Raw genomic sequence first — 21,561 nt, 5'->3', positions numbered from 1 at the left:
GCCGACCAGGGATTTATCCGGCGTGCGGGCTGCGGGTCAGGGCGGTGACGCGGGCGGGGCCGATGCGGCAGCAGCCGCCGATGAGGCGGGCGCCGGCGCACTGCCAGGCGGCGGTGGGCCAGGGGACGGGGGCGGGCGGCGGGTCCCAGGTGCCGGCGGCCGCGTCCCAGACGGAGCCGTCGTTGGGGTAGGCCAGCAGCGGCTTGGCGGTGGCGGTCGCCGCCGCTTCGAGGGCGGGCAGGACGTCCGACGGGTCGCAGCAGTTGACGCCGACGGCGATGACCTGCGGCGCCCGCGCGGCGAGCGCGAAGGCCTCCGGCAGGGGTGCGCCGGAGCGGGTGCGGCCGCCGGAGACCGTGTAGCTCAGCCAGGCCGGCGCACCGGTCTCGGCGAGGACCGTGAGCAGGGCCTCGGCCTCGTCGGGGTCGGGCACGGTCTCCAGGGCCAGCACGTCGGGATCCGCGGCGAGCAGGGCCTCAATGCGGGGACGGTGGAAGGCGGCGAGCTCCCGCACGGTCAGGCCGTACCGGCCGCGGTACTCGGAGCCGTCCGCGAGCACCGCCCCGTACGGCCCGACCGAGGCAGCCACCCACACCTCGTGGTCGGCGGCCTCGGCCGCGCGGGCGGCGAGGACGACGCTGCGCCGCAGCAGGGCGGTGGTCGCCCGCCGGTCGTGGCCGCGGGCGGCGAAGGCCTCGTAGCCGACCTGGTAGCTCGCGGTGGTGAGCACCTGCGCTCCGGCCCGCGCGTAGGCGGTGTGGGCGGCGGCGACCTGCTCCCGTTCCCCGGCGAGGACCCGGGCCGTCCACAGGCCGCCGGACAGGTCGCAGCCCTGGGCGGCGAGCTGGTTGCTCAGCCCGCCGTCCAGGACCACCGTCCCCCGGGCGAGGGCTGCGGCGAGCGGGCCGGACGCGCGCGTCATCGGTGCGGACCCCCGTCAGCCGAGCTGGGACAGGACCCGGGCCGAGATCAGCTCCAGGTGGTCCAGGTCGTCGAGGTCGAGGACCTGGAGGTAGACGCGGGAGGAGCCGGTCTGCGCGTACGCCCCGATCTTCTCCACGACCTCGGCGGGAGAACCCGCCAGCCCGTTGGCCCGGAGGTCCTCGACGTCGCGGCCGATGGCGGCGGCCCGGCGGGCCACCTCGGCGTCGTCCTTGCCGACGCACACGACGAGGGCGTTGGAGTAGACGAGGTCGTCGGGCTTGCGGCCGGCCTCCTCGGCGGCCTCGCGGACCCGGCCGAACTGCCGCTCGCTGTCCGCGATGGAGGCGAACGGCATGTTGAACTCGTCCGCGTACCGCGCGGCGAGCCGCGGGGTGCGCTTGGCGCCGTGGCCGCCGATGAGGACGGGCACCTTGGCCTGGGCCGGCTTGGGGAGCGCCGGCGAGTTCTCCACCTGGTAGTGGGTGCCCGTGTAGTCGAAGGCGGAGCCGGGCGGGGTGGCCCACAGGCCGGTGACGATGGCCAGCTGCTCCTCCAGCCGGGCCATCCGCTCCGCCGGGAAGGGGATGCCGTACGCCTTGTGCTCGTCCTCGAACCAGCCCGCGCCCAGGCCCAGTTCGATGCGCCCGCCGGACATCTGGTCGACCTGGGCCACCTGGATGGCGAGCACGCCGGGCAGCCGGAAGGTGCCGGCCGTCATGAGCGTGCCCAGTCGGATCCGCCGGGTCTCGCGGGCCAGGCCCGCGAGGGTGATCCAGGCGTCGGTGGGGCCCGGGAGGCCGTCCGCCGAACCCATGCGCAGGTAGTGGTCGGAGCGGAAGAACGCGTCGAAGCCCAGTTCCTCGGTGGCCTTGGCGACGCTCAGGAGGGTGTTGTAGCTCGCACCCTGCTGGGGCTCGGTGAAAATGCGAAGATCCATGCCCCCATCCTGCCCCGCGCGCCCCCGCAGGGTGAATCTGCGTCCGCCGGACGGCCCACCGCCGACCCGCCGGTGACCGGCCCGGACGGGGATCGTTGCCCGGACGGAGCCGGACCGCCCGGCCCGCGCGCCGGCGGCGTCACGCCGGTGCGTCCGCCGCCCCCTTCCCTCCCGGAAGGGCCAGGGCCGAGGAGGCCCCATGTCCCACGAGGCCGTGCCGGAGAACCCCCGGCACACAGGACAGACCGGACGGGCCGCAGCCGACCCCACGGGCCGGGAGTCCGCGGCAGCCGCCCCTGGCGGAGCACCCAAGGGCCTGCTGCAGCAGATGGAAGAGCTGATGGAGGCGCTGAACGCCGACCTCACGCAGCTCGACGCCGATCTCCAGTCCTCCGCGGACCGCGTCACGGAAGGCCCGGGCACCGCCCACCGGTCGTCCTGACCGTGCGGGTCCCGTCGCCCGCGACGGGACCCGGCCCGCGAGGCGGGCCGGCGGCCTCAGAGCACCCCGGAGGCGGAACCCCGCTCCCGGACCGTCATCCGGCGCAGGATCGCCCGGACCCGGTCGCTCGACTCGTCGGCCGCGTCGATCGACTCGATGCACTGCCAGTACAGGGTCTCGTCGTCCGTCCCGCAGGCCACCCCGACCAGGGCTATGCCCACTTCTCCCAGCAGCGCCTGGAGCCCGAGCAGCGCCTGCCGGACATCCGCCACCCCGGCCAGCTGCGCCGCCCGCGGCGGCTGTTCCGGGGCGCTGCCCTCACCGCGCAGGGCGGCCCGGTCGAGCACCCCGCAGCCTCTGCCTCCCGCTTCACCCAGTCCCCGTGCCTCCGCTCTCATCTCCGGCGGTCCGGTGACCGCCAGATAGCCGCCTATGCCCTGCGCGAGCGCCTGTGCCTGCCAGGCCTCGCCCACGATGTCCCACGCAGCCCCGCTCTGTGCCAGCGCGTGCCGGCCGGCCGCGATGAGCCGTACCGCATCCATATGCCGTCCCCCGTCCGCACGACATCCCGCCGTTCCCATCACTACCCAGAGTGAGGGCAATGGGCCAGTAAAGCCAGGGGTATTCGGAAAATGTGGACACAAACGTGATTGTGGACGAGGCCGTCACTCCGAAGAGTGACGATTTGGGGTCTGCGCACCCGTCACCGGGAAGCGGAGCTCGTTCCTTTCGATCTTCGCGGCGAGCGCATCCAGCACATCCACCCCGAGGACCTCACAGAACTGCAGGAGATACGCGAGCACGTCGGCCACCTCGTCGGCCACCCGGTGCGCGCTCTCCGGCTTCTCCATGACCTTCTCGGACTGTTCCGGCGTCAGCCACTGGAAGATCTCGACGAGTTCGGCCGCCTCCACGCTCAGCGCCACGGCCAGGTTCTTCGGCGTGTGGTACGGGGCCCAGTCCCGCGCCCGCGCGAACGCGGCGAGCCGCCGCTGGAGCCGGTACAGCCGTTCGTCGTCGCGGGGCCGGTGCGTGTCCGTGTCGTTCATGGGGTCAGGTCTACCACCGCGACGCCCGCGAGCCCACGGGCCGCCTCCGCGGTCCCCTCCCCCACGGCCGCGGTCAGCCGCAGGTGGCCGCGCCCGCAGGACAGCAGCGCCAGGCGCAGCAGTTCGTCGCCCTGGCGCCGGTCCAGGCCGCGGTCGAGACCGTCGGCCAGCACCGTCAGGACCTGCCGTGCGGAGGGCAGTTCGGCCGCCGGATCCACCGCCAGCACGCCCGGTCCGGTCAGCAGGACGAGCGCCAGGGCGAGGAACCGGAGCTCGCCCGAGCCGAGCCGGGCGAGCTCGGTGGCGGGCCGGTCCGGACCCCGGTCCAGCACGGCGGCGAGCAGGCCGTCGGCCCGGTCGCGCACCTCCAGGCCGGCCACGGGTCCCGCGCAGCCGGTACGGGCCGCCGCGGTCAGCAGCGCGTGGCGGGTGCCGCACTCGTGGCGGGTGCGGCGCAGTACGTCGGCGAGGTTGGCGCAGTCCTCGGACAGCCGGCCCTCCCCCGGCGGCACGGGGGCGCGCATCCGGTCCGGCCGGGGGTCGCACGGGAACACCGAGCGCAGGGCCACCACCACCTGCTCGGCGGCGGCCAGCACCTGCCGCTGGCCGGCCGTGGCGCCGGCGACGCGGAGCGGGAGCAGGGCGGTGCCGAGCCGGTCGTCGGGGAGCGGGGCCCGGGTGACGCCGACGGTGCCGCCGGTGAGCCAGGCCGCCTGCACGGAGCGCCGGCCGGGGTCGCGCAGGGCCGTGCCGAGCAGGATCTGCCCGTCCTGCGAGAGCCGTTCGCCGACGATCCGCAGCTCCGGCTCGGCCTGGACGGCGAGGTCGAGCCGGACCGGCCCGGCGGGACCGTCCACCGTGCAGCCGATGCGGAACCCCCGGCGGCGCTGGGCGTCGGGGGCGGCCCGGTCGGGGATGCGGGCGGCCGGGTCCGGGAAGGCCTCCTCCAGCGTGGCACCGGAGCCCAGCGCGGCCAGGGCCGTGTAGGCGTCCAGCACCTGGGACTTGCCGCTGCCGCTCGGCCCGGCGAAGAGGGTGACGGGCCCCAGGGGGAAGGCGGCCGCACGGTGCGAGCCGAAGGCGGAGAGCCGTAACTCGGTGAGCACGGGCCGGTGCCGGGCGCCCGCCGCTCTCCCGACGCCCCCCGCCCCGGCCTGGGCGGGCACCACCGGGTCGGCCTCGGCCGGGGCGGCGGCAGCGGCAGGGGCAGCGGCAGGGGCAGGGGCAGCGGGCACGATGCGCGCCGCGGGCACGGCGGTTGCCGCGGGCACGGGCGAAGCGGCGGCAGCGGGCGCCGCCGGCGCGTCGGCCAACGCGACGGCGAGCGCGGCGGCTACGGCGGCGGGTGCGAGGCCCGGTTCCCCGTACGGGATGGCGGCGTCGGGAGCGGTGGCGGTGGCGTCCATGCGCCGGACGGTACGGGCCGCCGGACCCCCCGAGGGCCCGGCGAACCGTTCCGTCGCGGCGGTCTTCCTACGATCGGGGGACGGCGGCGGCCGCGATCCCCTCGACCTCGGTCCCGACCGGGGCGAGCAGGAAGACGTTCCGGTCGACCCGGTGCATGCCGCTGCCCAGCCCGAAGACCACGCCGCTGCTGAAGTCCAGGATCCGCTTGGCCACTTCGCTGTCGGCGCCGGTGAGGTCGAGCAGCACCGGGATCTGCGCGATCAGGTACTCGGCCACCTCCCGCGCGTCCGCGAAGATCTGGACCCGGATCACCACGAAGCGGCGCTGCTCGGCCGCGGAGGCCCCGGGCGCCGTGGGGATCGTGCGGTGGTCCACCCGCGAGGGCCACTCGTTGCGACTGCGCAGGGGAACCACCTGCGCGAGCCCCTCCCACTGTTCGTCGGTGACGTCGTACCTGCTCACCGGACCGCCTCGGCCCTGCGCTTCATGTGCATCCCCCCATCCTCTCGCGTTTCACTCGTTCAGCCCAACAGCGACACGAACCGTGCGGGTACCCCACCCCGGCCGGATAGGTTAGGTTAGGCATACCTAACCCACTCGGGACGATGGAGAGATCCGCATGCGCATGTCCGGTGACCCCGCCCACCCGGCCGCCCAGTCCGCGCCCGCCGCCCGGCCCACCGACGCCGAGCGGGTCCGGTCGATCCTGGCCGCCGCCCACTCCATGACCGTGGTGGCCGACGGGCTCCGGACCGAGGTGCGCCACCTCGACGGCACCGACGTCCTGGGCCGGCTGCACCTGCACCCCGCGGCGCCCGCGGCGGGCAACCCGCTCGGCGCCCTGCACGACGAGCGGCCCGCGATCCGGCTGGAGTTCACCGACATCGCGCCCACCCCCGTGCGCGACCGGGTGCGCGCCCGGGTCACCGTCCTCGGCCGGCTGCTCACCCCGTACGCGGAGGCGAGCACGGGGGACAGCACCTGCATGGAGTACGGCCAGGCCATCCTGGAGACCGCGGACGGCTTCTCCTACATCAACCTCGAAGAGCTCGACGAGGCCTGCCCCGACCCCCTGGCACCGTACGAGGCCGGCATGCTCACGCACCTCCTCGACGACCACCCCGACCTGGTCACGCTGCTCCTGCGCCTGGTCGAGCCGCTGCCCACCGCCGCCGTCCTGCGCGCGCTGCCCGTGGCCATGGACCGGTACGGCATCACCCTGCGGCTGGAGGAGCGGCGCCGCCACCACGACGTGCGGCTGGCCTTCCCCTCCCCGCTGGACCACGTCGAGCAGTCGGGCGCGCAGATCCAGGCCCTCTTCAGCGCGGCCCGGCGGCGCTCGCACCGCAACACCCTGCCCGCCTGAGCTGGCCGCCGGGAGCCGGGCCGCCACGGGGAATATCCACCCGACGGCGCCCCGTTGTCGCTGATCATGAAGGCCATCACGTACAGCTCATACGGAACTCCCGCCAAACTGGAGCTCGTTGACGTAGCCGAGCCCAAGGTCGGACCGGGCGAGGTCTTGGTCCGCGTCAAGGCCGCCGGGGTCAACCCGGTGGACTGGAAGCTCGCCGCCGGATACCTCGACCCGATCCTGGAAGTCCGCCACCCCGTCATACCCGGCTGGGACGTCGCCGGGACCGTCGAGGCCCTCGGCCAGGACACCTTCGACTACGCCGTGGGCGACGAGGTCTACGGCTACGTCCGCAAGGAGTGGGTCGAGCTCGGCACCTACGCCGAACTGGTCTCCGCCCCCGTCCGCACGCTCGCCCGCAAGCCCCGCGAACTGAGCTTCGAGCAGGCCGCCGGGATTCCGCTGGCCGGGCTCACCGCCTACCAGTCGCTGACCCGCGCGGGCCTCAGGGCCGGCGAGACCGTGCTCATCCACTCCGCGGCCGGCGGCACCGGCTCCTTCGGCGTGCAGATCGCCGTCGCCCTCGGCCTGCGCGTCATCGGCACGGCCGGCGCGCACAACCACGACTACCTGCGCTCGCTCGGCGCCGAGCCCGTCCTGTACGGGGACGGCCTGGCGGACCGCGTGCGCGCGCTGGCCCCCGAGGGCGTCGACGCGGGCCTCGACTTCTACGGGGACGGCGTCGTCGAGGTGCTCCAGTCCCTGGTCAAGGAGCGCCACCGGGTGGTGTCCATCGCCGACTACGAGGCCGCCGCCAAGGGCGCGCACCAGCTGTGGGTGCGCCCGGACCACGCCGACCTCACCTTCCTGGCCGGGCTCGCCGACTCGGGCCGGCTCACGGTCAACGTCGAGCACGCCCTGCCGCTCGCGCAGGCGGAGCGGGCCTGGGAGCTGAGCTCCGCGGGCCGTACCCGCGGCAAGATCGTCCTGACGGTCTGACCGGCCACCGCGGCGGGGCGGGACCGCTCCCGCTCCGCCACGGCCCGGGAGACGACCCGGTCCGTCACGCGCCCGCCGGTGCGTGGCGGTTGGCGGGGCGCGGCAGTCCGTAGTTCTCGCGCAGGGTGCGGCCGGTGTACTCGGTGCGGAAGAGCCCGCGGCGCTGGAGGATCGGCACGACCTGGTCGACGAAGTCGGTCAGGCCCGTGGGCAGCACGGGGGCCATGATGTTGAAGCCGTCGGCGGCGCCCTGGGTGAACCACTGTTCCAGCTGGTCGGCGATCTGCTCGGGGGTGCCGGCGAAGACCCGGTGGCCGCGTCCGGCGCCGAGGCGGGCGATCAGCTCGCGCAGGGTGAGGCCGTCGCGGCGGGCCAGTTCGGCGACGAGGGTGAAGCGGCTCTTGTTGCCGTTGATGTCGCGCTCCTCGGGGAGCTCGGGCAGCGGACCGTCGAGCGGGAGGTCCGACAGGTCGGTGCCGAGCATGCCGGAGAGCTGGGCGAGGCCGTACTCGGGCACCTGGAGGTCGGTGAGCTGCTGTTCGAGGGCCTTCGCCTCGGCCTCGGTGGAGCCGATGACGGGTGCGATCCCGGGCAGGACGAGCAGGTCGCCCTCGGCGCGGCCGTAGCGGGCGAGGCGGGACTTGAGGTCCTTGTAGAAGGTCTGGCCGTCGGCCAGGGTCTGCTGCGCGGTGAAGACGGCCTCGGCGTACTGGGCGGCGAACTCCTTCCCGTCCTCGGAGGAGCCCGCCTGGACGAGGAGCGGGTGGCCCTGCGGGGAGCGCGGCACGTTGAGCGGGCCGGCGACGCCGAAGTGCTCGCCGCGGTGGGCGGCCGGGTGGAGCTTGTCGGTGTCGGCGTAGATCCCGCGCTCCTTGTCGAGGACGATCGCGTCGTCCTCCCAGCTGTCCCAGAGCTTGGTGGCGACGTCGAGGAACTCGCGGGCGCGCTCGTAGCGCAGGCCGTGCGCCAGGTGCTCGTCCCGGTTGAAGTTGCGGGCCTCGTCGACGGTGCCGGAGGTGACGATGTTCCAGCCCGCCCGGCCGCCGCTGATGTGGTCGAGGGAGGCGAACTTCCGGGCGGTGTGGAAGGGCTCGTTGAAGGTGGTGGAGACGGTCGCGATGAGCCCGATGTGCTCGGTGACGGCGGCGATCGCGGAGAGCAGGGTCAGCGGCTCGAAGCCGCCGAGGGCGTTGTAGCGGGCCTTGCCCCACAGGGCGAGCCCGTCGGCGAAGAAGATCGAGTCGAGCCGGCCGCGCTCGGCGGTCCGGGCCAGTTCCTGGAAGTACCGCAGGTCCGTGACGCGCTCGGGGGTGCTGTCGGGGTGGCGCCAGGCGGCGTCGTGGTGGCCGGCGTTCATGAGGAAGGCGTTGAGGTGCAGGGTCCGGGGTGCGGTCATGGCGGGTCCTTGTGGTGTGGGGCGGGGCCTGCGGCTCCGCGGGTGGTGACGGCGGGGCGGCGTCGCGGAGGCCGCACCGGAGGTCAGGAGGGGACGCGCCAGACGCTGAGACGGCGCTCGACGGTGACGAGCAGCTGGTTGAAGGCCACGCCGATGGCGGAGATGGTGACGATGCCCGCGTACATCTCGGGGATCGCGAAGTTGAACTGCGAGGCGTTGATCAGGTAGCCGAGGCCGGCCTTGGCGCCGATCATCTCGGCGGCCACGAGGACGAGGATGGACACCGCTCCGGCGAGCCGGATGCCGGTGAACACGGCCGGTACGGACGCCGGGAGGATCACCTTCTGGAAGAGCCTCGGGGTGGACAGGTCCATGGAGCGGGCCAGTTTGACGAGCGTGGGATCGGCGTTGGACACCGCGCTGATGGTGTTGAGCAGGATCGGCCACACGCAGGCGTAGACGACGATCGACACCTTGGACGTCTCGCCGATGCCGAGCAGGAGCACGAAGACCGGCAGCAGGGCGAGGGCCGCCGTGTTGCGGAACACCTCCAGCAGCGGGCCCAGGAACGCGGCGACCGGCCGGTACCAGCCGATGAGCAGTCCGAGCGGGACGGCGACGGCGACGGCGATCCCGAAGCCGCCGAAGGAGCGGACGAGGCTGGCCGACACGTGCGTGCCGAGCTGGCCGTTGCCCAGCAGCTCCCACCAGGCGACGGCGACCTCGCTGACCGGCGGGAGGAAGGTGGCGTCCACCAGGCCCAGCCGGGGCGCCGTCTCCCACACGGCGAGGAGGGCGAGGAGGGCCGCCGACCGCAGGGCGGCGGCGCGCAGCCACCGGCCGAGGACCCGCAGGGGGCGCCGGGCGGGACGCGCCGCGGGGGCGGTCCGGCCGCGCGGGGCGGCGGGGGACGCGCCGCCCGGGGCCGCACCCGCGGGCGCCGCCGGGGGCGCGGGCGCCGCCGGGGGCGCTGCGGCGCGTACCTCCCGGCCGGGTGCGGCGGGGGCGACGGCGGTGTCGGCCGGGGTGCTCATACGGTCGCCTCTTCCTTCTCCAGTTGCTGGGCGCGGGCCACCTCGTCGTGGAGCAGGCTCCAGATGTCGTGGCGGTAGCGGGCGAACTCCGGGCTGGAGCGCAGGTCCTCGCCCTGGAGGCCGGCGCCGCGGTCGCCGAAGGTGACCGGGACGACCTCCTTGACGCGGCCGGGACGGGAGGTCATGACGGCCACCCGCTGCCCGAGGTAGACGGCCTCCTCGATGCCGTGGGTGATGAACACGACGGTCTTGCCGGTGCGCTGCCAGATGCGGCGCAGCTCGTCCTGCAGGGATTCGCGGGTCTGCGCGTCGAGGGCGGCGAACGGCTCGTCCATCAGCAGCACGTCCGGGTCGTACGCGAGCGACCGGGCGATCGCGACGCGCTGGCGCATGCCGCCGGACAGTTCGTGCGGGTGCCGGTCCTCGAAGCCCGTCAGTCCGACCAGGTCCAGGAACTCGCGCGCCCTGGCGGTGCGCCGGCGGCGCGGCACGCCGGTCGCCTCCAGGCCGAAGGCGACGTTCCCGAGCGCCGTCCGCCACGGGAGCAGTGCGTACTGCTGGAAGACGATCCCCCGGTCCAGCCCCGGGCCGGTGACCGGCTCGCCGTCCAGCAGGATGCGCCCGGACGTGGGCCGGGTCAGTCCGCCGAGGAGGTCCAGGAGGGTGGACTTGCCGCAGCCGCTGGGGCCCACGACGACCACGAACTCCCCCGCCCCGATCTCCAGGTCGATGCCGTCGAGGGCGGTGAACTCCCCCTCGCCGCGGTGCTTGTGCTTGGTCGGGAAGGTCTTGCCCACTCCCTCGAACACGATCTTCGCCATGCCGGTCAGCCCTTCCCGTGCCCGTTGAACTCGTTGGTGTAGAGGTCGGCGGCCTTCAGCCGGCCCGGCTTGATCTCGCCGCGCTCGCCGAGCCAGTCCAGCCAGAGCTGGAAGGACGTGTCGGATATCCGGCCGCCCGTCTCGGCGACCCCGTACGAGTGCCAGTACCGGAGGGTGGCGGTGTCCTCGTTGCGTCCGCGCTTCTTGACGATCTCCGTCATCCGGGCGATGACCTCCTCGCGCGGGGTGGCGCGGGACCACTCGATGGCCTTGGCCACGCCGGTCGTGAAGGCCCGTACGGTGTCCGGGTTCTGCTTGATGAAGCGCTCCGTCATGATGTACGTCCCGGCGCTGAACGGGCCGAGGAGCTCCACGTCGGTGAAGAGCGGGCGGATGCCGCCGGTCGCGAGGGCCTTGTCGCGCAGGACGCCGGTGAGCACCCCGACCTCGATCTGCTTCTGCCGCAGCGACTGCTCGGTGTTGACCGGCGGCACCACGAGCGGCTCGACCTTGCCGGCGTCGGCCTTGGAGAGGCCGCCGCGGCTCAGGTAGATGTCGAGCAGCGCCTGGTAGTGGGCGCCCAGGGTGTTCATCCCGACCTTCTTGCCGATCAGGTCGCGGGCCGAGCGGATCGGGCTGTCCTCCAGGACGTAGTAGCCGCCGTAGGAGTGCTGGTCGGAGCCGTAGGAGGAGATGACGGCCTTGATCGGGGCCTTGCTGCTCGCGAGCTTGATGACCGCGCCGTTGAAGGCGCTGCCGAAGTGGGTCTGGCCGGTGGCGGCGGACTGGATGTCCTGCGGGCCGCTGATGGTGTTCCCGACCCACTCCAGCTTGACGTCGCCGAGGTAGCCGAGGTCCGCGGCGAGTTCGGGGAGCGTCACGGAGCCGACCGCCCCCTGGTACTTGAGGGTCGAGACCTGCGCGCCGGAACCGCCGCCGTTCGCGGTGGCCGTGCCGCAGCTCACCGCGGCCGCCGAGATGCCGAGCAGGGCGAGGAACTGGCGTCGGGAGGTGGGGGTCGGGGTGCGGGCTGCCATGGCGGGTCCTTGTCGGTACGGGGTGCGGGGCGGGGCTTCGGCGTCGGCTTCGGCTTCGGCTTCGGCTTCGGCTTCGGCGTCGTTACGGGGCGGTCGTCAGCGCGACCCCGGCGCCGTGGGCGGCGCGCAGGGAGTCGGCGAACTCGTCGACCGCCTGGAAGAGGTCCAGCTCCGCCTCGGGGCGCAGCCGGTCCGGGCCGTTCCCGCGCTCGACGGAGGAGTCCAGGACGAACCGGCCGGCGGTGACGTGCCGGGCGCCGAGGGCGGCGAGCACGGGGCGCAGGGCGTAGTCGATGGTCAGGACGTGGGCCAGGCTGCCGCCGGTGACCAGCGGCAGGACGGTCTTTCCGGCGAGGCCGTCCTGCGGGAGGAGGTCGAGGAAGGCCTTGAGGAGGCCGGTGTACGAGGCCTTGTAGACCGGGGTCGCGATGACCAGGCCGTCCGCCTGGGCGACGGCCTCGACGGCCCGGCGGATCTCGGGCTCCCCGCGGCGGGCGGAGAGGAGGTCGGCGGCGGGGAGCTCGCGCACGGAGAGGTGGGCGGTGCCGAAGCCGGCGTGGGAGAGGCGGCGGAGCACGTGGTCGGCGACGACGGCGGTGCGGGAGTTGACGGAGGGACTGCCGGTGATGGCGAGCAGCTGGGGCACGGGGGCTCCTTGGGCGTCATACGGGAGCGGACGGGGTGGGGCCGGGCGGGGCCGGGTGGCCGTTCGGGCGGGCGCCGCGGGGGCGGCGGTCAGTTCCCGGACGGGGTGGTGGAGGCGCCGGAGGGGATGCCGAAGGCGGGGGCCGGGACGGCCTCGGGGCTGATCAGGCGCGAGGGCGCACCGTCGGGACCGACCGGGACGTCGCCGTCGACGGTGACGCGGCGCAGGGTGCGCTCGTGGTCGTCGGAGTCGTCCACGCCGTAGTGCTGGGTCGAGCGGTTGTCCCAGATCGCGACGTCACCGGCGCGCCACTGCCAGCGGACGGTGTTCTCGGGGCTCTCGATGTGGGCCTGGAAGAGGTCCTGGAGGACGCGCGAGTCGCGGCCGGTGAGACCGCTGATGCGCTGGACGAAGTTGCCGAGGAGCAGGGAGCGCTCACCGGTCTCCGGGTGCACGCGGACCACCGGGTGCTCGGTGAGGAACTTCGTGGAGGTGAAGACCTCGCGGTACTGGGCCAGCGCCTCGGGGAGGGCGTCGGGCTTGAGGGCGGCGTAGTCGTACTCGTTGGTGTGGACGGCCCGCAGGCCGTCGGCGAGGGCGCGCAGCGGCTCGGGGAGGTGGTCGTAGGCGGTGGCGGTGTTGGCCCAGAGGGTGTTGCCGCCGTACGGCGGGACGGTGACGGCCCGCAGGATGGAGAAGGCCGGGTAGGCGGGGACGAACGTGACGTCGGTGTGCCACTGGTTGGCGCGGGCGCCGTGGTCGGAGTCGATGCCGAGCGCGTACCGGCCGTCGGCCGAGGGGACGGTGGGGTGGGCGACGGGGGCGCCGAGCAGCTGGGCGAAGGCCTCGTGGCCGGCCTCGTCGAGGTGGTCCTGGCCGCGGAAGAACACCACCTTGTGGGCGAGGAGGGCGGCGCGGATCTCGGCGACGGTCGTCCCGGGCAGGTCGCCGCCGAGGCGGACGCCGCCGATCTCGGCGCCGATGCGGCCGCCGATCCTGCTGACGGTGGTGGTCGCGGTCTGGGTGGCGGTGGCGGTCCGGGTGGTCGCGGCGGTCTGGGTGGCGGTGGCCATGAGGACTCCTCGGGCAGGCTGCGGCTATTTATTTCCGCAGCGGAAGAAATAGGCGTACGGGTCGGACGTACGGGTACTGCGCGACGTTCGGGGTGGGATGGCGCGGCGGGAAGGGCGTACCGGGGACGCGGAGGTCTCCCCGGTACGGGGCATCCTGCGCGGAACGGCGACCGCACCCCGCACCCCGCACCGACCGCGGCGGCCGAACCCCACCGGCGGCGCGGGGCGCGCGGGGCGGGGGTGCGGCGTGCCGGCGGCTGCGGCGGGGAGGCGGTGCGGTGCGGTGCGGGCGCCGTGCGTCCGCGGTGGGGCGGAGCTCAGGCTCGGCGCGGGGCCGGACAGCGGCCCGGACACTCGCCCGGCGCGGTACAGGGGCCGGGGGTGTGGAGCCGCGGGACGAGGTGCTCGTTCGCGGACATGGCTCGGAGCCTGTCAGCGGCCGCGCCACCGGTCAACCCCCGCCGACGCCCTCGCCCGGTCCGCCGACCGAAATCCCAGCCACCCCCCGCGCACCCCTCCCGACCTGCCCTTTCCTCGTGACCCGAGGCCTCGCCACCCCTCCTCCGGCGGCTGAATTCCGTGGCCGGATTTCACGGTCCCGCAACGCGACCGCCACGCCCCCGCATCGCACCGCACCCCGGGCGCGGGACGGCGCGGGACGGCGCGCGACGGCGCGGGACGGCGCGGGACACACGGCGCAGGCGCCCGGGAGGGGTGCGGGGTGCCCCGGGGCGGCGCCCACGGCCCGCCCCCCGATGTGCCGGGGTGGCGCTTTAGCGGGCTCCGGCATGATCAGGGGGACGCCCGCGCCCCCGAGGAGACCCCGTGACCCGTATGGCAGGTGACAGCCGGGCCGCCGCCAACGCCGCCACCGTGCTGCGGACGGTCCTGGACCACGGGCCGGTCGCGCGGAGCGGGATCGCCGGGCTGTCCGGGCTCAGCCCCGCCGCCGTGTCCCGGCAGACCACCGGGCTGCTCCGCGCCGGGCTGCTGCGGGAGTTGCCCGGCCCCGCCGACGGCGTGGGGCGGCCGCGGATCCCGCTCGACCTGCACACCGGCGCCGTCGGCGGGCCCGTCGCCGCCGGGCTGCACATCGGGGTGCCCCAGTCCACCTTCAGCCTCGTCGACCTGCGCGGCCGCCTGCTGGCCCGGCGGTCCTTCCCCCACCGGGACCCCCGCTCCCCGGGCCTCGGCCGGGAGATCGCCGACCGGCTGGGCCGGTTCCTGCGCGAGTCCGACACCGGCCGCCCGCTCCTCGGAGTCGGCGCGGCCCTCGGCGGCTGGGTCCGGCCGGGCGGACCGGGCGGGGCGGGCGGGCCCGGCGGCGGGGTCGTCGTACGCCACGAGGCGCTGGGCTGGCGGGACCGGCCGCTCGCGGCCGAACTGTCCCGGGCGCTGGGCCTGCCCGTGTCCGTCGACAACCACGCCCGCGCCGTCGCCCACGCCGAGATCCTCTTCGGCCGCCCGGAGGCCCGCCGCAGCCTCGTCCACCTCTTCATCGGCAACGTCGTCGACGCCGCCTTCGGCATCGAGGGCACCGTGCACCAGGGCCCCGGCGCGGCCGCGGGCGACGTCGCGCACCTCCCGGTGCCCGGCTCGGACGCCCCCTGCGCGTGCGGCCGTACGGGTTGTCTCCAGGCGACCGCCTCCGACACGGCACTCGGCGCCGAGGCCGTGCGCCGCGGCATCGTCCCCGATCCGTCCGTCCCGATGCTCGTGGACGCCGCCGCGACCGGCGACCTGCGCGCCGACCGGCTGCTGCGCGAGCGCGCCCGCGACGTCGGCCGGGCCGCCGCCCTGCTCCTCGACGTGTTCAACCCGGCCGTCATGGTGGTGACCGAGCTGTCGAGCGTGCTGCACGACGGCTATCTCGACGAGATCCGCGACGCGGCCGCGGCCCTCGCCCGCGCCCCCGGAGACCCCGGGCGGATCGTCCCGCCGCACGCCGGGCCCGCCGTGCTCCCGGGGGCGGCGGCGACCGTCCTGCTCGGTCCGCTCTTTCGTGACCCCTCCCACCTCACATGAGAGGGGGAGATCACATCGGGTGGTCCTGGTTGTTCCCTGGGCGCCCCCCTAGCATTCGAGCCATGACGGTCCTGCCTGATGACGGGCTCTCCTTGGCCGCCGAATTCCCTGACGCGACGCATGAGCAGTGGCAGCGCCTGGTAGAAGGCGTGCTGCGCAAGTCGGGCAAGGAAGTTTCCGGCGAGGCAGCGGAAGACGCGTTGTCCACCACGCTCCAGGACGGGCTCACCACCCGCCCGCTGTACACCGCGCCCGAGACGGCTCCCGACACCGGCTTCCCCGGCTTCGCCCCCTTCGTACGGGGAGGCAGGGCCGAGGGGAACGCCGCGAACGGCTGGGACGTGCGCCAGCGGCACCTGGGCGCCGACCCCGTACGGGTGAACGAGGCGGTCCTCGCCGACCTGGAGAACGGGGTCACCTCCCTCTGGCTCGCCCTCGGCGACGGCGGACTGCCCGCCGAGGCGCTCCCCCGGGCCCTGGAGGGGGTCTACCTCGACCTCGCGCCCGTCACCCTCGACGCCGGCGCCGACTACGCCCGGGCCGCCCGCGCCCTGCTGGACCTGTACGCGGCGCGCGAGGTGGCCCCCGCGGCCGCCCGCGCGAGCCTGGGCGCCGACCCGCTGGGCCACGAGGCCCGTACGGGTGAGGAGCTGGACCTCGCCGGCGCCGTCGAGTTGGCCCGGGAGGCCGCCGGCTATCCCGACGTGCGGGCCCTGACCGTGGACGCGCTGCCGTACCACGAGGCCGGCTGCTCGGCCGCCGAGGAGCTGGGCCTGTCCCTGGCCACCGGGGTCGCCTACCTGCGCGCCCTCACCGACGGCGGGCTGGACACCGAAGCGGCCCTCGGCCAGCTGGAGTTCCGCTACGCCGCCACCGCGGACCAGTTCCTCACCATCGCCAAGCTGCGCGCCGCGCGCCGCCTGTGGGCCCGGGTCGCCGAGGCCTGCGGGGCCGCGGAGGCGGGCGCCCAGCGCCAGCACGCCGTGACCTCGCCGGTGATGATGACCCGCCGCGACCCCTGGGTGAACATGCTGCGCACCACCGTCGCCTGCATGGCGGCGGGCGTCGGTGGCGCGGACGCGGTCACCGTGCTCCCCTTCGACCACGAGCTGGGCCTGCCGGACGCGTTCGCGCGCCGCATCGCCCGCAACACCTCCACCATCCTGCTGGAGGAGTCGCACCTGGCCCGCGTGATCGACCCGGCCGGCGGCTCCTACTACGTGGAGCGCCTGACCGACGAACTGGCGCACGCCGCCTGGGAGTTCTTCCAGATCCTGGAGAAGGCCGGCGGCCAGGCCGCCGCCCTGCGCTCCGGCCTGGTCGCCGACCGCATCGCCGCCACCTGGGCCGAGCGGTCCGAGAAGCTGGCCAAGCGGCGCGAGCCGATCACCGGCGTCAGCGAGTTCCCGCTGCTGTCGGAGAAGCCGGTCGTGCGCGAGCCCGCACCCCCGGGGCCCGCCGGCGGCCTGCCCCGCGTCCGCCGCGACGAGGCGTACGAGGCGCTGCGCGCCCGCAGCGACGCCCACCTCGCCGCGACCGGCGCCCGGCCGCGGATCTTCCTCGCGGCGCTCGGCCCGGCCGCCGCGCACACCGCGCGGGCCACCTTCGCCTCGAACCTGTTCCAGGCGGGCGGCATCGAGCCGGTCCACGACCCCGTGTCGGTGACGCCCGCGACGGCCGCCGCGGCCTACGCGGCGAGCAGCGCCGACGGCACCGCCGTGATCTGCTCCAGCGACGTACTGTACGAAGAGCAGGCCGAGGCGGTGGCCGCCGCCCTGCGCGAGGCGGGCGCCACGACGGTGTTCCTCGCCGGGAAGCCCGGTACCGCCGCGGAAGCGGTGGACGCGTACGTCTACGCCGGCTGCGACGCGGTCGCCGTGCTGTCCTCCGTACTCGACCGGATGGGAGTCACGTCGTGAGCGGCATCCCCGATTTCTCCGAGCTGGCGCTGGACGGCGCCGGCCCCTCCGCCGGCTCCGAGGACCAGTGGCGCGCCTCCGTGAAGGAGTCCACCGGCACCGCCCCCGGCGACCTGCTGTGGGAGACGCCCGAGGGCATCGGCGTACAGCCGCTGTACACCGGGCGCGACCTGGAGGGCCTGGACTTCCTCCAGACCTACCCGGGCGTGGCCCCGTACCTGCGCGGCCCCTACCCGACGATGTACGTGAACCAGCCCTGGACGATCCGGCAGTACGCCGGCTTCTCCACGGCCGAGGAGTCGAACGCCTTCTACCGGCGCAACCTGGCCTCCGGCCAGAAGGGCCTCTCGGTCGCCTTCGACCTGCCCACGCACCGCGGCTACGACAGCGACCACCCGCGCGTGACCGGCGACGTCGGCATGGCGGGCGTGGCGATCGACTCGATCTACGACATGCGGCAGCTGTTCGACGGGATCCCGCTGGACAAGATGTCGGTGTCGATGACGATGAACGGCGCGGTGCTGCCGGTCCTCGCGCTGTACATCGTGGCGGCGGAGGAGCAGGGCGTCTCCCCCGACAAGCTCGCCGGGACCATCCAGAACGACATCCTCAAGGAGTTCATGGTCCGCAACACCTACATCTACCCGCCCAAGCCCTCGATGCGGATCATCTCCGACATCTTCGCGTTCACCTCGCAGAAGATGCCCCGGTACAACTCGATCTCCATCTCCGGCTACCACATCCAGGAGGCCGGGGCCACGGCCGATCTGGAGCTGGCGTACACCCTCGCCGACGGCGTGGAGTACCTGCGGGCCGGGCAGGCGGTCGGGCTGGACGTGGACGCGTTCGCGCCGCGCCTGTCGTTCTTCTGGGCGATCGGCATGAACTTCTTCATGGAGGTCGCGAAGCTGCGCGCCGCCCGCCTGCTGTGGGCGCGCCTGGTCAAGCAGTTCGACCCGAAGAACGCCAAGTCCCTGTCCCTGCGGACCCATTCGCAGACCTCGGGCTGGTCCCTCACGGCGCAGGACGTCTTCAACAACGTCACGCGCACCTGTATCGAGGCGATGGCCGCGACCCAGGGGCACACCCAGTCGCTGCACACCAACGCCCTCGACGAGGCCCTCGCCCTGCCGACGGACTTCTCGGCGCGCATCGCCCGCAACACCCAGCTGCTGCTCCAGCAGGAGTCGGGGACCTGCCGGTCGATCGACCCGTGGGGCGGCAGCGCGTACGTCGAGAAGCTGACGTACGACCTGGCGCGGCGGGCCTGGCAGCACATCGAGGAGGTCGAGGCGGCCGGCGGCATGGCGCAGGCCATCGACGCGGGCATCCCCAAGCTCCGGGTGGAGGAGGCCGCCGCGCGCACGCAAGCACGCATCGACTCCGGCCGTCAGCCCGTCATCGGCGTCAACAAGTACCGGGTGGAGACCGACGAGCAGATCGACGTCCTCAAGGTCGACAACTCCTCCGTGCGCTCCCAGCAGATCGCCAAGCTGCGGCGGCTGCGCGAGGAGCGCGACGAGGCCGTCACCCAGGACACCCTGCGGGCGCTGACGAACGCGGCGGGCAGCGGCGAGGGCAACCTGCTGGCCCTCGCGGTGGACGCGGCGCGCGCCAAGGCGACCGTGGGCGAGATCTCCGACGCCCTGGAGAAGGTCTACGGGCGCCACGCCAGCCAGATCCGTACGATCTCGGGTGTGTACCGCATGGAAGCAGGCGAGTCCCCGTCCGTGGAGCGCACCCGTGCGCTCGTCGACCGGTTCGAGGAGGCGGAGGGACGGCGTCCGCGCATCCTGGTCGCCAAGATGGGCCAGGACGGGCACGACCGCGGCCAGAAGGTGATCGCCACGGCCTTCGCCGACCTGGGCTTCGACGTGGACGTCGGCCCGCTGTTCCAGACCCCGGCGGAGGTGGCCCGTCAGGCCGTCGAGGCGGACGTCCACGTGGTGGGCGTCTCGTCGCTGGCGGCCGGCCACCTGACCCTCGTACCGGCGCTGCGCGAGCAGCTGGCGGAGGAGGGCCGCGAGGACATCATGATCGTCGTCGGCGGGGTCATCCCGCCCGCGGACGTGCCCACCCTCCTGGAGATGGGCGCGACGGCGGTCTTCCCGCCCGGCACGGTCATCCCGGACGCGGCCCACGACCTGGTGACGCGGCTCGCCGCGGACCTCGGGCACGAGCTGTAGGCGGGCGTCGATGCCGAAGATCGACATCGAGGCCTACGCGAAGGGGGTCCTCGACGGCAAGCGCGCGTTCGTCGCGCGCGCGATCACGCTCGTCGAGTCCACCCTGCCCGCCCACCGGGCCCTGGCCCAGACGCTCCTGACGGAGCTGCTGCCGCACGCGGGGCGCGCCCGCCGGATCGGCATCAGCGGGGTGCCGGGGGTGGGCAAGTCCACCTTCATCGACGCGTTCGGCACGATGCTCACGACGCTGGGCCACCGGGTGGCGGTCCTGGCGGTGGACCCCTCCTCCACCCGGACGGGCGGCTCCATCCTCGGCGACAAGACCCGGATGGAACGCCTGGCGGTGGACCCGGCCGCCTTCGTACGCCCCTCCCCGTCCGCGGGGACGCTGGGCGGGGTCGCCAAGGCCACGCGCGAGTCGATGATCGTGATGGAGGCGGCGGGCTACGACGTGGTCCTCGTCGAGACGGTCGGCGTGGGCCAGTCGGAGACCACGGTCGCGGGCATGGTGGACTCCTTCCTCCTGCTCTCCCTGGCCCGTACGGGGGACCAGCTCCAGGGCATCAAGAAGGGCGTCCTGGAACTCGCCGACGTCCTCGCGGTCAACAAGGCGGACGGCCCGCACGAACGCGAGGCGAAGTCGGCGGCCCGCGAACTGGCGGGCGCCCTGCGCCTGATGCACCCGTCCGACGCCGCGTGGACACCGCCGGTCCTGACGTGCAGCGCCCGGGAGTCGACGGGCCTGGACGAGGTGTGGAACCGCCTCGAACAGCACCGCACGCTGCTGGAGGCGGGGGGCCGGCTGGCGGCGAAGCGGGCGGCGCAGCAGGTGGAGTGGACCTGGTCGATGGTCCGCGACGAACTGCTGGCACGGCTGCGCGCGAACCCGTCGGTCCGCGAACTGGCACCGACCCTGGAGGCGGCGGTCCGCGAGGGCTCGCTCACGGCCACCTCGGCGGCGGACCGCCTCCTGGCAGCCTTCACGGACCGCTGACCCGGGGGCACCCTCCGCCTCGCGCGGCATGCGAGACATGCGCGGGGGCACATCCAGCCTCGCCGGCGTTTGAGGCGCGGGGTCCGGGGCGGAGCCCCGTGCAACGGCGCCGCGCCATCACGCAGTGGGCCCCACACCCAACCCCGCCGGCCTGAGAGACATGCGCGGGGCCACATCCAGCCCCGCCGGCGTTTGAGGCGCGGGGTCCGGGGCGGAGCCCCGAAGGCCCGGCACCGGCCGGCGAGGCCAACGGCAGGGGACAGGGACAGGGGGCTACGCCCCGACCAGCACCGACCCGGCGGAGCCCAGCGCCTGCCGCAGCAGCCCGATCCGCTCGACGGAATCCCCGCTCCCCAGCAGCGCGGCCAGCACCGCGATCCGCGCCTGCCCAGCCCGCAGCGTCCCGGTCGGCACGGCGCCCGCGGCGACCAGGTCCACGGCCCCGCCGTGCGTGTAGATCTCGGTGACCGGCCCGGCCGCGACCCGCGTGGTCAGCGCGACCAGCACCCCGCGCCCGATGGCGGCCTTCACCGCATCGACGATCTCCGGCGTCGCGTTGCCCGCGCCGGTCCCGATCAGGACGATGCCCTGCGCCCCGGCGTCGACGGCCGCGTTCAGCAGCACCGGGTCACCATCCGCGTGGTGCATGACCATGTCGACCCGCGGCGGCACCTCCGGCATCGCGGGCAGCGGCAGCGGTACGGACCGCTGCGGCGGCCGCAGCGTGGTGACCTTCCCGAAGCCGACCTTCCCGAACAGCTCGGCCGAGGGGTCGGCGAACGCGTCCAGGGCCACGGCCTGCGTCTTCACCGTGCCCCGGGCGGCGTGCAGCCGGCCCGCGAAGGCGATCAGCACGCCGAGCCCGCGCGTGGTCGCGGCGGTGAGCAGCGCATCGTACAGGTTCCCGGGGCCGTCCCCGTCGGCCGTGCCCATGGGGCGCTGCGAGCCGGTGAACACCACGGAGCGCTCGTCGTGGTGGTGGAGGTCGACGAGGAAGGCCGACTCCTCCAGGGTGTCGGTGCCGTGCGTGACGACGATCCCGTCGACCCCCGGGTCCGCGAGCACCTCGTGCACGGTGCGCAGCAGGGTGAGCTGGTGGGCGGTGGTGAGCCGGGGGCTGTTCACGCTGAACAGGTCCACGAGCTCGACGGTGACGCCCTCGGGAAGCGGCGCGGTGGCGACGACCTCGCTCCCGTCGGCGTCCGCGGCGAAACCGGAACCCTGCCAGCGGCTGGCTATCGTCCCGCCGGTGCTGATGACGACGATCCGTCCCATGGCCGTGGCCGTCCTTCCCTCACGCATACGCGGCTCGTACAGG

The 21,561-nt window shown here is 74.4% G+C and carries 20 protein-coding genes; 7 read left to right on the top strand and 13 right to left on the bottom strand.

Translation table 11 applies throughout. The features are described 5' to 3' along the window. Positions 1-13: 13 nt before the first annotated feature. Both mmuM and ACZ6S8_RS03280 read right to left on the bottom strand, forming a co-directional pair. A complete protein-coding gene (gene mmuM, locus ACZ6S8_RS03285; RefSeq protein ID WP_469451988.1) occupies positions 14-922 on the bottom strand; it encodes a homocysteine S-methyltransferase in 909 nt (302 codons plus the stop codon). Positions 923-937: 15 nt separating this feature from the next. Beyond that, positions 938-1,861 (bottom strand): LLM class F420-dependent oxidoreductase, encoded by a 924-nt coding sequence (locus tag ACZ6S8_RS03280; RefSeq protein WP_469451987.1) that lies wholly within the window; start codon positions 1,859-1,861, stop codon positions 938-940. 199 nt (positions 1,862-2,060) lie between these two features. Between ACZ6S8_RS03280 and ACZ6S8_RS03275 the strand changes: the two genes are divergently transcribed. Beyond that, positions 2,061-2,303, top strand: a complete 243-nt coding sequence (locus ACZ6S8_RS03275; RefSeq protein ID WP_469451985.1) for a hypothetical protein — start codon at positions 2,061-2,063, stop codon at positions 2,301-2,303. 56 nt (positions 2,304-2,359) lie between these two features. Here ACZ6S8_RS03275 and ACZ6S8_RS03270 read toward each other — a convergent pair whose 3' ends face one another. The 4 genes from ACZ6S8_RS03270 to ACZ6S8_RS03255 form a co-directional block, all read right to left on the bottom strand. Then, positions 2,360-2,845 (bottom strand): DUF6099 family protein, encoded by a 486-nt coding sequence (locus tag ACZ6S8_RS03270; protein WP_469451983.1) that lies wholly within the window; start codon positions 2,843-2,845, stop codon positions 2,360-2,362. Between the two features lie 123 nt (positions 2,846-2,968). After that, positions 2,969-3,352 (bottom strand): nucleotide pyrophosphohydrolase, encoded by a 384-nt coding sequence (locus tag ACZ6S8_RS03265; RefSeq protein WP_469451981.1) that lies wholly within the window; start codon positions 3,350-3,352, stop codon positions 2,969-2,971. Then, a complete protein-coding gene (locus ACZ6S8_RS03260; protein ID WP_469451979.1) occupies positions 3,349-4,758 on the bottom strand; it encodes an AAA family ATPase in 1,410 nt (469 codons plus the stop codon). Before ACZ6S8_RS03260 ends, ACZ6S8_RS03265 begins: the two co-directional genes overlap by 4 nt. Before the next feature lie 67 nt (positions 4,759-4,825). After that, on the bottom strand, positions 4,826-5,221 hold the full coding sequence (locus tag ACZ6S8_RS03255; protein WP_030012729.1) for a cell division protein SepF: 396 nt from the start codon (positions 5,219-5,221) through the stop codon (positions 4,826-4,828). Positions 5,222-5,378: 157 nt separating this feature from the next. On the opposite strand from ACZ6S8_RS03255, the gene ACZ6S8_RS03250 reads away from it, so the two are divergent. Further along, positions 5,379-6,125: a DUF2470 domain-containing protein gene (locus ACZ6S8_RS03250; protein ID WP_469451977.1), complete on the top strand. Its 747-nt coding sequence runs from the start codon at positions 5,379-5,381 to the stop codon at positions 6,123-6,125. A gap of 66 nt (positions 6,126-6,191) precedes the next feature. Then, positions 6,192-7,112 (top strand): NADP-dependent oxidoreductase, encoded by a 921-nt coding sequence (locus ACZ6S8_RS03245; protein WP_469452760.1) that lies wholly within the window; start codon positions 6,192-6,194, stop codon positions 7,110-7,112. 64 nt (positions 7,113-7,176) lie between these two features. Here ACZ6S8_RS03245 and ACZ6S8_RS03240 read toward each other — a convergent pair whose 3' ends face one another. The 6 genes from ACZ6S8_RS03240 to ACZ6S8_RS03215 all read right to left on the bottom strand — a co-directional run bounded on the left by ACZ6S8_RS03240 (position 7,177) and on the right by ACZ6S8_RS03215 (position 13,119). Then, positions 7,177-8,508, bottom strand: a complete 1,332-nt coding sequence (locus ACZ6S8_RS03240) for an LLM class flavin-dependent oxidoreductase (RefSeq protein ID WP_469451975.1) — start codon at positions 8,506-8,508, stop codon at positions 7,177-7,179. Positions 8,509-8,591: 83 nt separating this feature from the next. Then, positions 8,592-9,542, bottom strand: coding sequence for an ABC transporter permease (locus tag ACZ6S8_RS03235; RefSeq protein ID WP_469451973.1), 951 nt, complete (start codon positions 9,540-9,542; stop codon positions 8,592-8,594). Further along, positions 9,539-10,363 carry an ABC transporter ATP-binding protein gene (locus ACZ6S8_RS03230; protein ID WP_469451971.1) on the bottom strand — a complete coding sequence of 275 codons (825 nt, stop codon included), beginning with the start codon at positions 10,361-10,363 and terminating at the stop codon, positions 9,539-9,541. The genes ACZ6S8_RS03235 and ACZ6S8_RS03230 overlap by 4 nt, the downstream gene beginning before the upstream one ends. A 5-nt stretch (positions 10,364-10,368) precedes the next feature. After that, positions 10,369-11,400, bottom strand: a complete 1,032-nt coding sequence (locus ACZ6S8_RS03225) for an ABC transporter substrate-binding protein (RefSeq protein ID WP_469451969.1) — start codon at positions 11,398-11,400, stop codon at positions 10,369-10,371. An 82-nt stretch (positions 11,401-11,482) separates the two neighbouring features. Further along, positions 11,483-12,046: an NADPH-dependent FMN reductase gene (ssuE, locus tag ACZ6S8_RS03220; RefSeq protein WP_469451967.1), complete on the bottom strand. Its 564-nt coding sequence runs from the start codon at positions 12,044-12,046 to the stop codon at positions 11,483-11,485. An 89-nt stretch (positions 12,047-12,135) separates the two neighbouring features. Continuing rightward, positions 12,136-13,119 (bottom strand): TauD/TfdA dioxygenase family protein, encoded by a 984-nt coding sequence (locus ACZ6S8_RS03215; protein WP_469451964.1) that lies wholly within the window; start codon positions 13,117-13,119, stop codon positions 12,136-12,138. 834 nt (positions 13,120-13,953) lie between these two features. On the opposite strand from ACZ6S8_RS03215, the gene ACZ6S8_RS03210 reads away from it, so the two are divergent. From ACZ6S8_RS03210 to meaB, 4 genes are all read left to right on the top strand, one after another. After that, positions 13,954-15,144, top strand: coding sequence for an ROK family transcriptional regulator (locus ACZ6S8_RS03210; RefSeq protein ID WP_469452758.1), 1,191 nt, complete (start codon positions 13,954-13,956; stop codon positions 15,142-15,144). A 62-nt stretch (positions 15,145-15,206) separates the two neighbouring features. After that, positions 15,207-17,063 carry a methylmalonyl-CoA mutase family protein gene (locus ACZ6S8_RS03205; RefSeq protein WP_469451962.1) on the top strand — a complete coding sequence of 619 codons (1,857 nt, stop codon included), beginning with the start codon at positions 15,207-15,209 and terminating at the stop codon, positions 17,061-17,063. After that, a complete protein-coding gene (gene scpA, locus ACZ6S8_RS03200) occupies positions 17,060-19,249 on the top strand; it encodes a methylmalonyl-CoA mutase (RefSeq protein WP_469451960.1) in 2,190 nt (729 codons plus the stop codon). The genes ACZ6S8_RS03205 and scpA overlap by 4 nt, the downstream gene beginning before the upstream one ends. A gap of 10 nt (positions 19,250-19,259) precedes the next feature. After that, the gene (meaB, locus tag ACZ6S8_RS03195) at positions 19,260-20,243 is read left to right on the top strand and encodes a methylmalonyl Co-A mutase-associated GTPase MeaB (protein ID WP_469451958.1); all 984 of its coding nucleotides are present in this window, start codon (positions 19,260-19,262) and stop codon (positions 20,241-20,243) included. Positions 20,244-20,516: 273 nt separating this feature from the next. On the opposite strand, the gene ACZ6S8_RS03190 is transcribed toward meaB, so the two are convergent. Next, entirely contained in the window at positions 20,517-21,518 is a 1,002-nt protein-coding gene (locus ACZ6S8_RS03190; protein WP_469452756.1) for an asparaginase, read from the bottom strand. Positions 21,519-21,561 lie beyond the last annotated feature (43 nt).

The organism is Streptomyces sp. NPDC048461 (genome assembly GCF_055587105.1).
This window is presented reverse-complemented; position numbering and strand designations above follow the sequence as displayed.

What these genes read in the sequence shown, in the direction of transcription:
- mmuM (WP_469451988.1), bottom strand. Translation starts at nt 922, where the DNA reads ATGACGCGCGCGTCCGGCCCGCTCGCCGCAGCCCTCGCCCGGGGGACG.
- ACZ6S8_RS03280 (WP_469451987.1), bottom strand. Translation starts at nt 1,861, where the DNA reads ATGGATCTTCGCATTTTCACCGAGCCCCAGCAGGGTGCGAGCTACAAC.
- ACZ6S8_RS03275 (WP_469451985.1), top strand. Translation starts at nt 2,061, where the DNA reads ATGTCCCACGAGGCCGTGCCGGAGAACCCCCGGCACACAGGACAGACC.
- ACZ6S8_RS03270 (WP_469451983.1), bottom strand. Translation starts at nt 2,845, where the DNA reads ATGGATGCGGTACGGCTCATCGCGGCCGGCCGGCACGCGCTGGCACAG.
- ACZ6S8_RS03265 (WP_469451981.1), bottom strand. Translation starts at nt 3,352, where the DNA reads ATGAACGACACGGACACGCACCGGCCCCGCGACGACGAACGGCTGTAC.
- ACZ6S8_RS03260 (WP_469451979.1), bottom strand. Translation starts at nt 4,758, where the DNA reads ATGGACGCCACCGCCACCGCTCCCGACGCCGCCATCCCGTACGGGGAA.
- ACZ6S8_RS03250 (WP_469451977.1), top strand. Translation starts at nt 5,379, where the DNA reads ATGCGCATGTCCGGTGACCCCGCCCACCCGGCCGCCCAGTCCGCGCCC.
- ACZ6S8_RS03245 (WP_469452760.1), top strand. Translation starts at nt 6,192, where the DNA reads ATGAAGGCCATCACGTACAGCTCATACGGAACTCCCGCCAAACTGGAG.
- ACZ6S8_RS03240 (WP_469451975.1), bottom strand. Translation starts at nt 8,508, where the DNA reads ATGACCGCACCCCGGACCCTGCACCTCAACGCCTTCCTCATGAACGCC.
- ACZ6S8_RS03235 (WP_469451973.1), bottom strand. Translation starts at nt 9,542, where the DNA reads ATGAGCACCCCGGCCGACACCGCCGTCGCCCCCGCCGCACCCGGCCGG.
- ACZ6S8_RS03230 (WP_469451971.1), bottom strand. Translation starts at nt 10,363, where the DNA reads ATGGCGAAGATCGTGTTCGAGGGAGTGGGCAAGACCTTCCCGACCAAG.
- ACZ6S8_RS03225 (WP_469451969.1), bottom strand. Translation starts at nt 11,400, where the DNA reads ATGGCAGCCCGCACCCCGACCCCCACCTCCCGACGCCAGTTCCTCGCC.
- ACZ6S8_RS03215 (WP_469451964.1), bottom strand. Translation starts at nt 13,119, where the DNA reads ATGGCCACCGCCACCCAGACCGCCGCGACCACCCGGACCGCCACCGCC.
- ACZ6S8_RS03210 (WP_469452758.1), top strand. Translation starts at nt 13,954, where the DNA reads ATGGCAGGTGACAGCCGGGCCGCCGCCAACGCCGCCACCGTGCTGCGG.
- ACZ6S8_RS03205 (WP_469451962.1), top strand. Translation starts at nt 15,207, where the DNA reads ATGACGGTCCTGCCTGATGACGGGCTCTCCTTGGCCGCCGAATTCCCT.
- meaB (WP_469451958.1), top strand. Translation starts at nt 19,260, where the DNA reads ATGCCGAAGATCGACATCGAGGCCTACGCGAAGGGGGTCCTCGACGGC.
- ACZ6S8_RS03190 (WP_469452756.1), bottom strand. Translation starts at nt 21,518, where the DNA reads ATGGGACGGATCGTCGTCATCAGCACCGGCGGGACGATAGCCAGCCGC.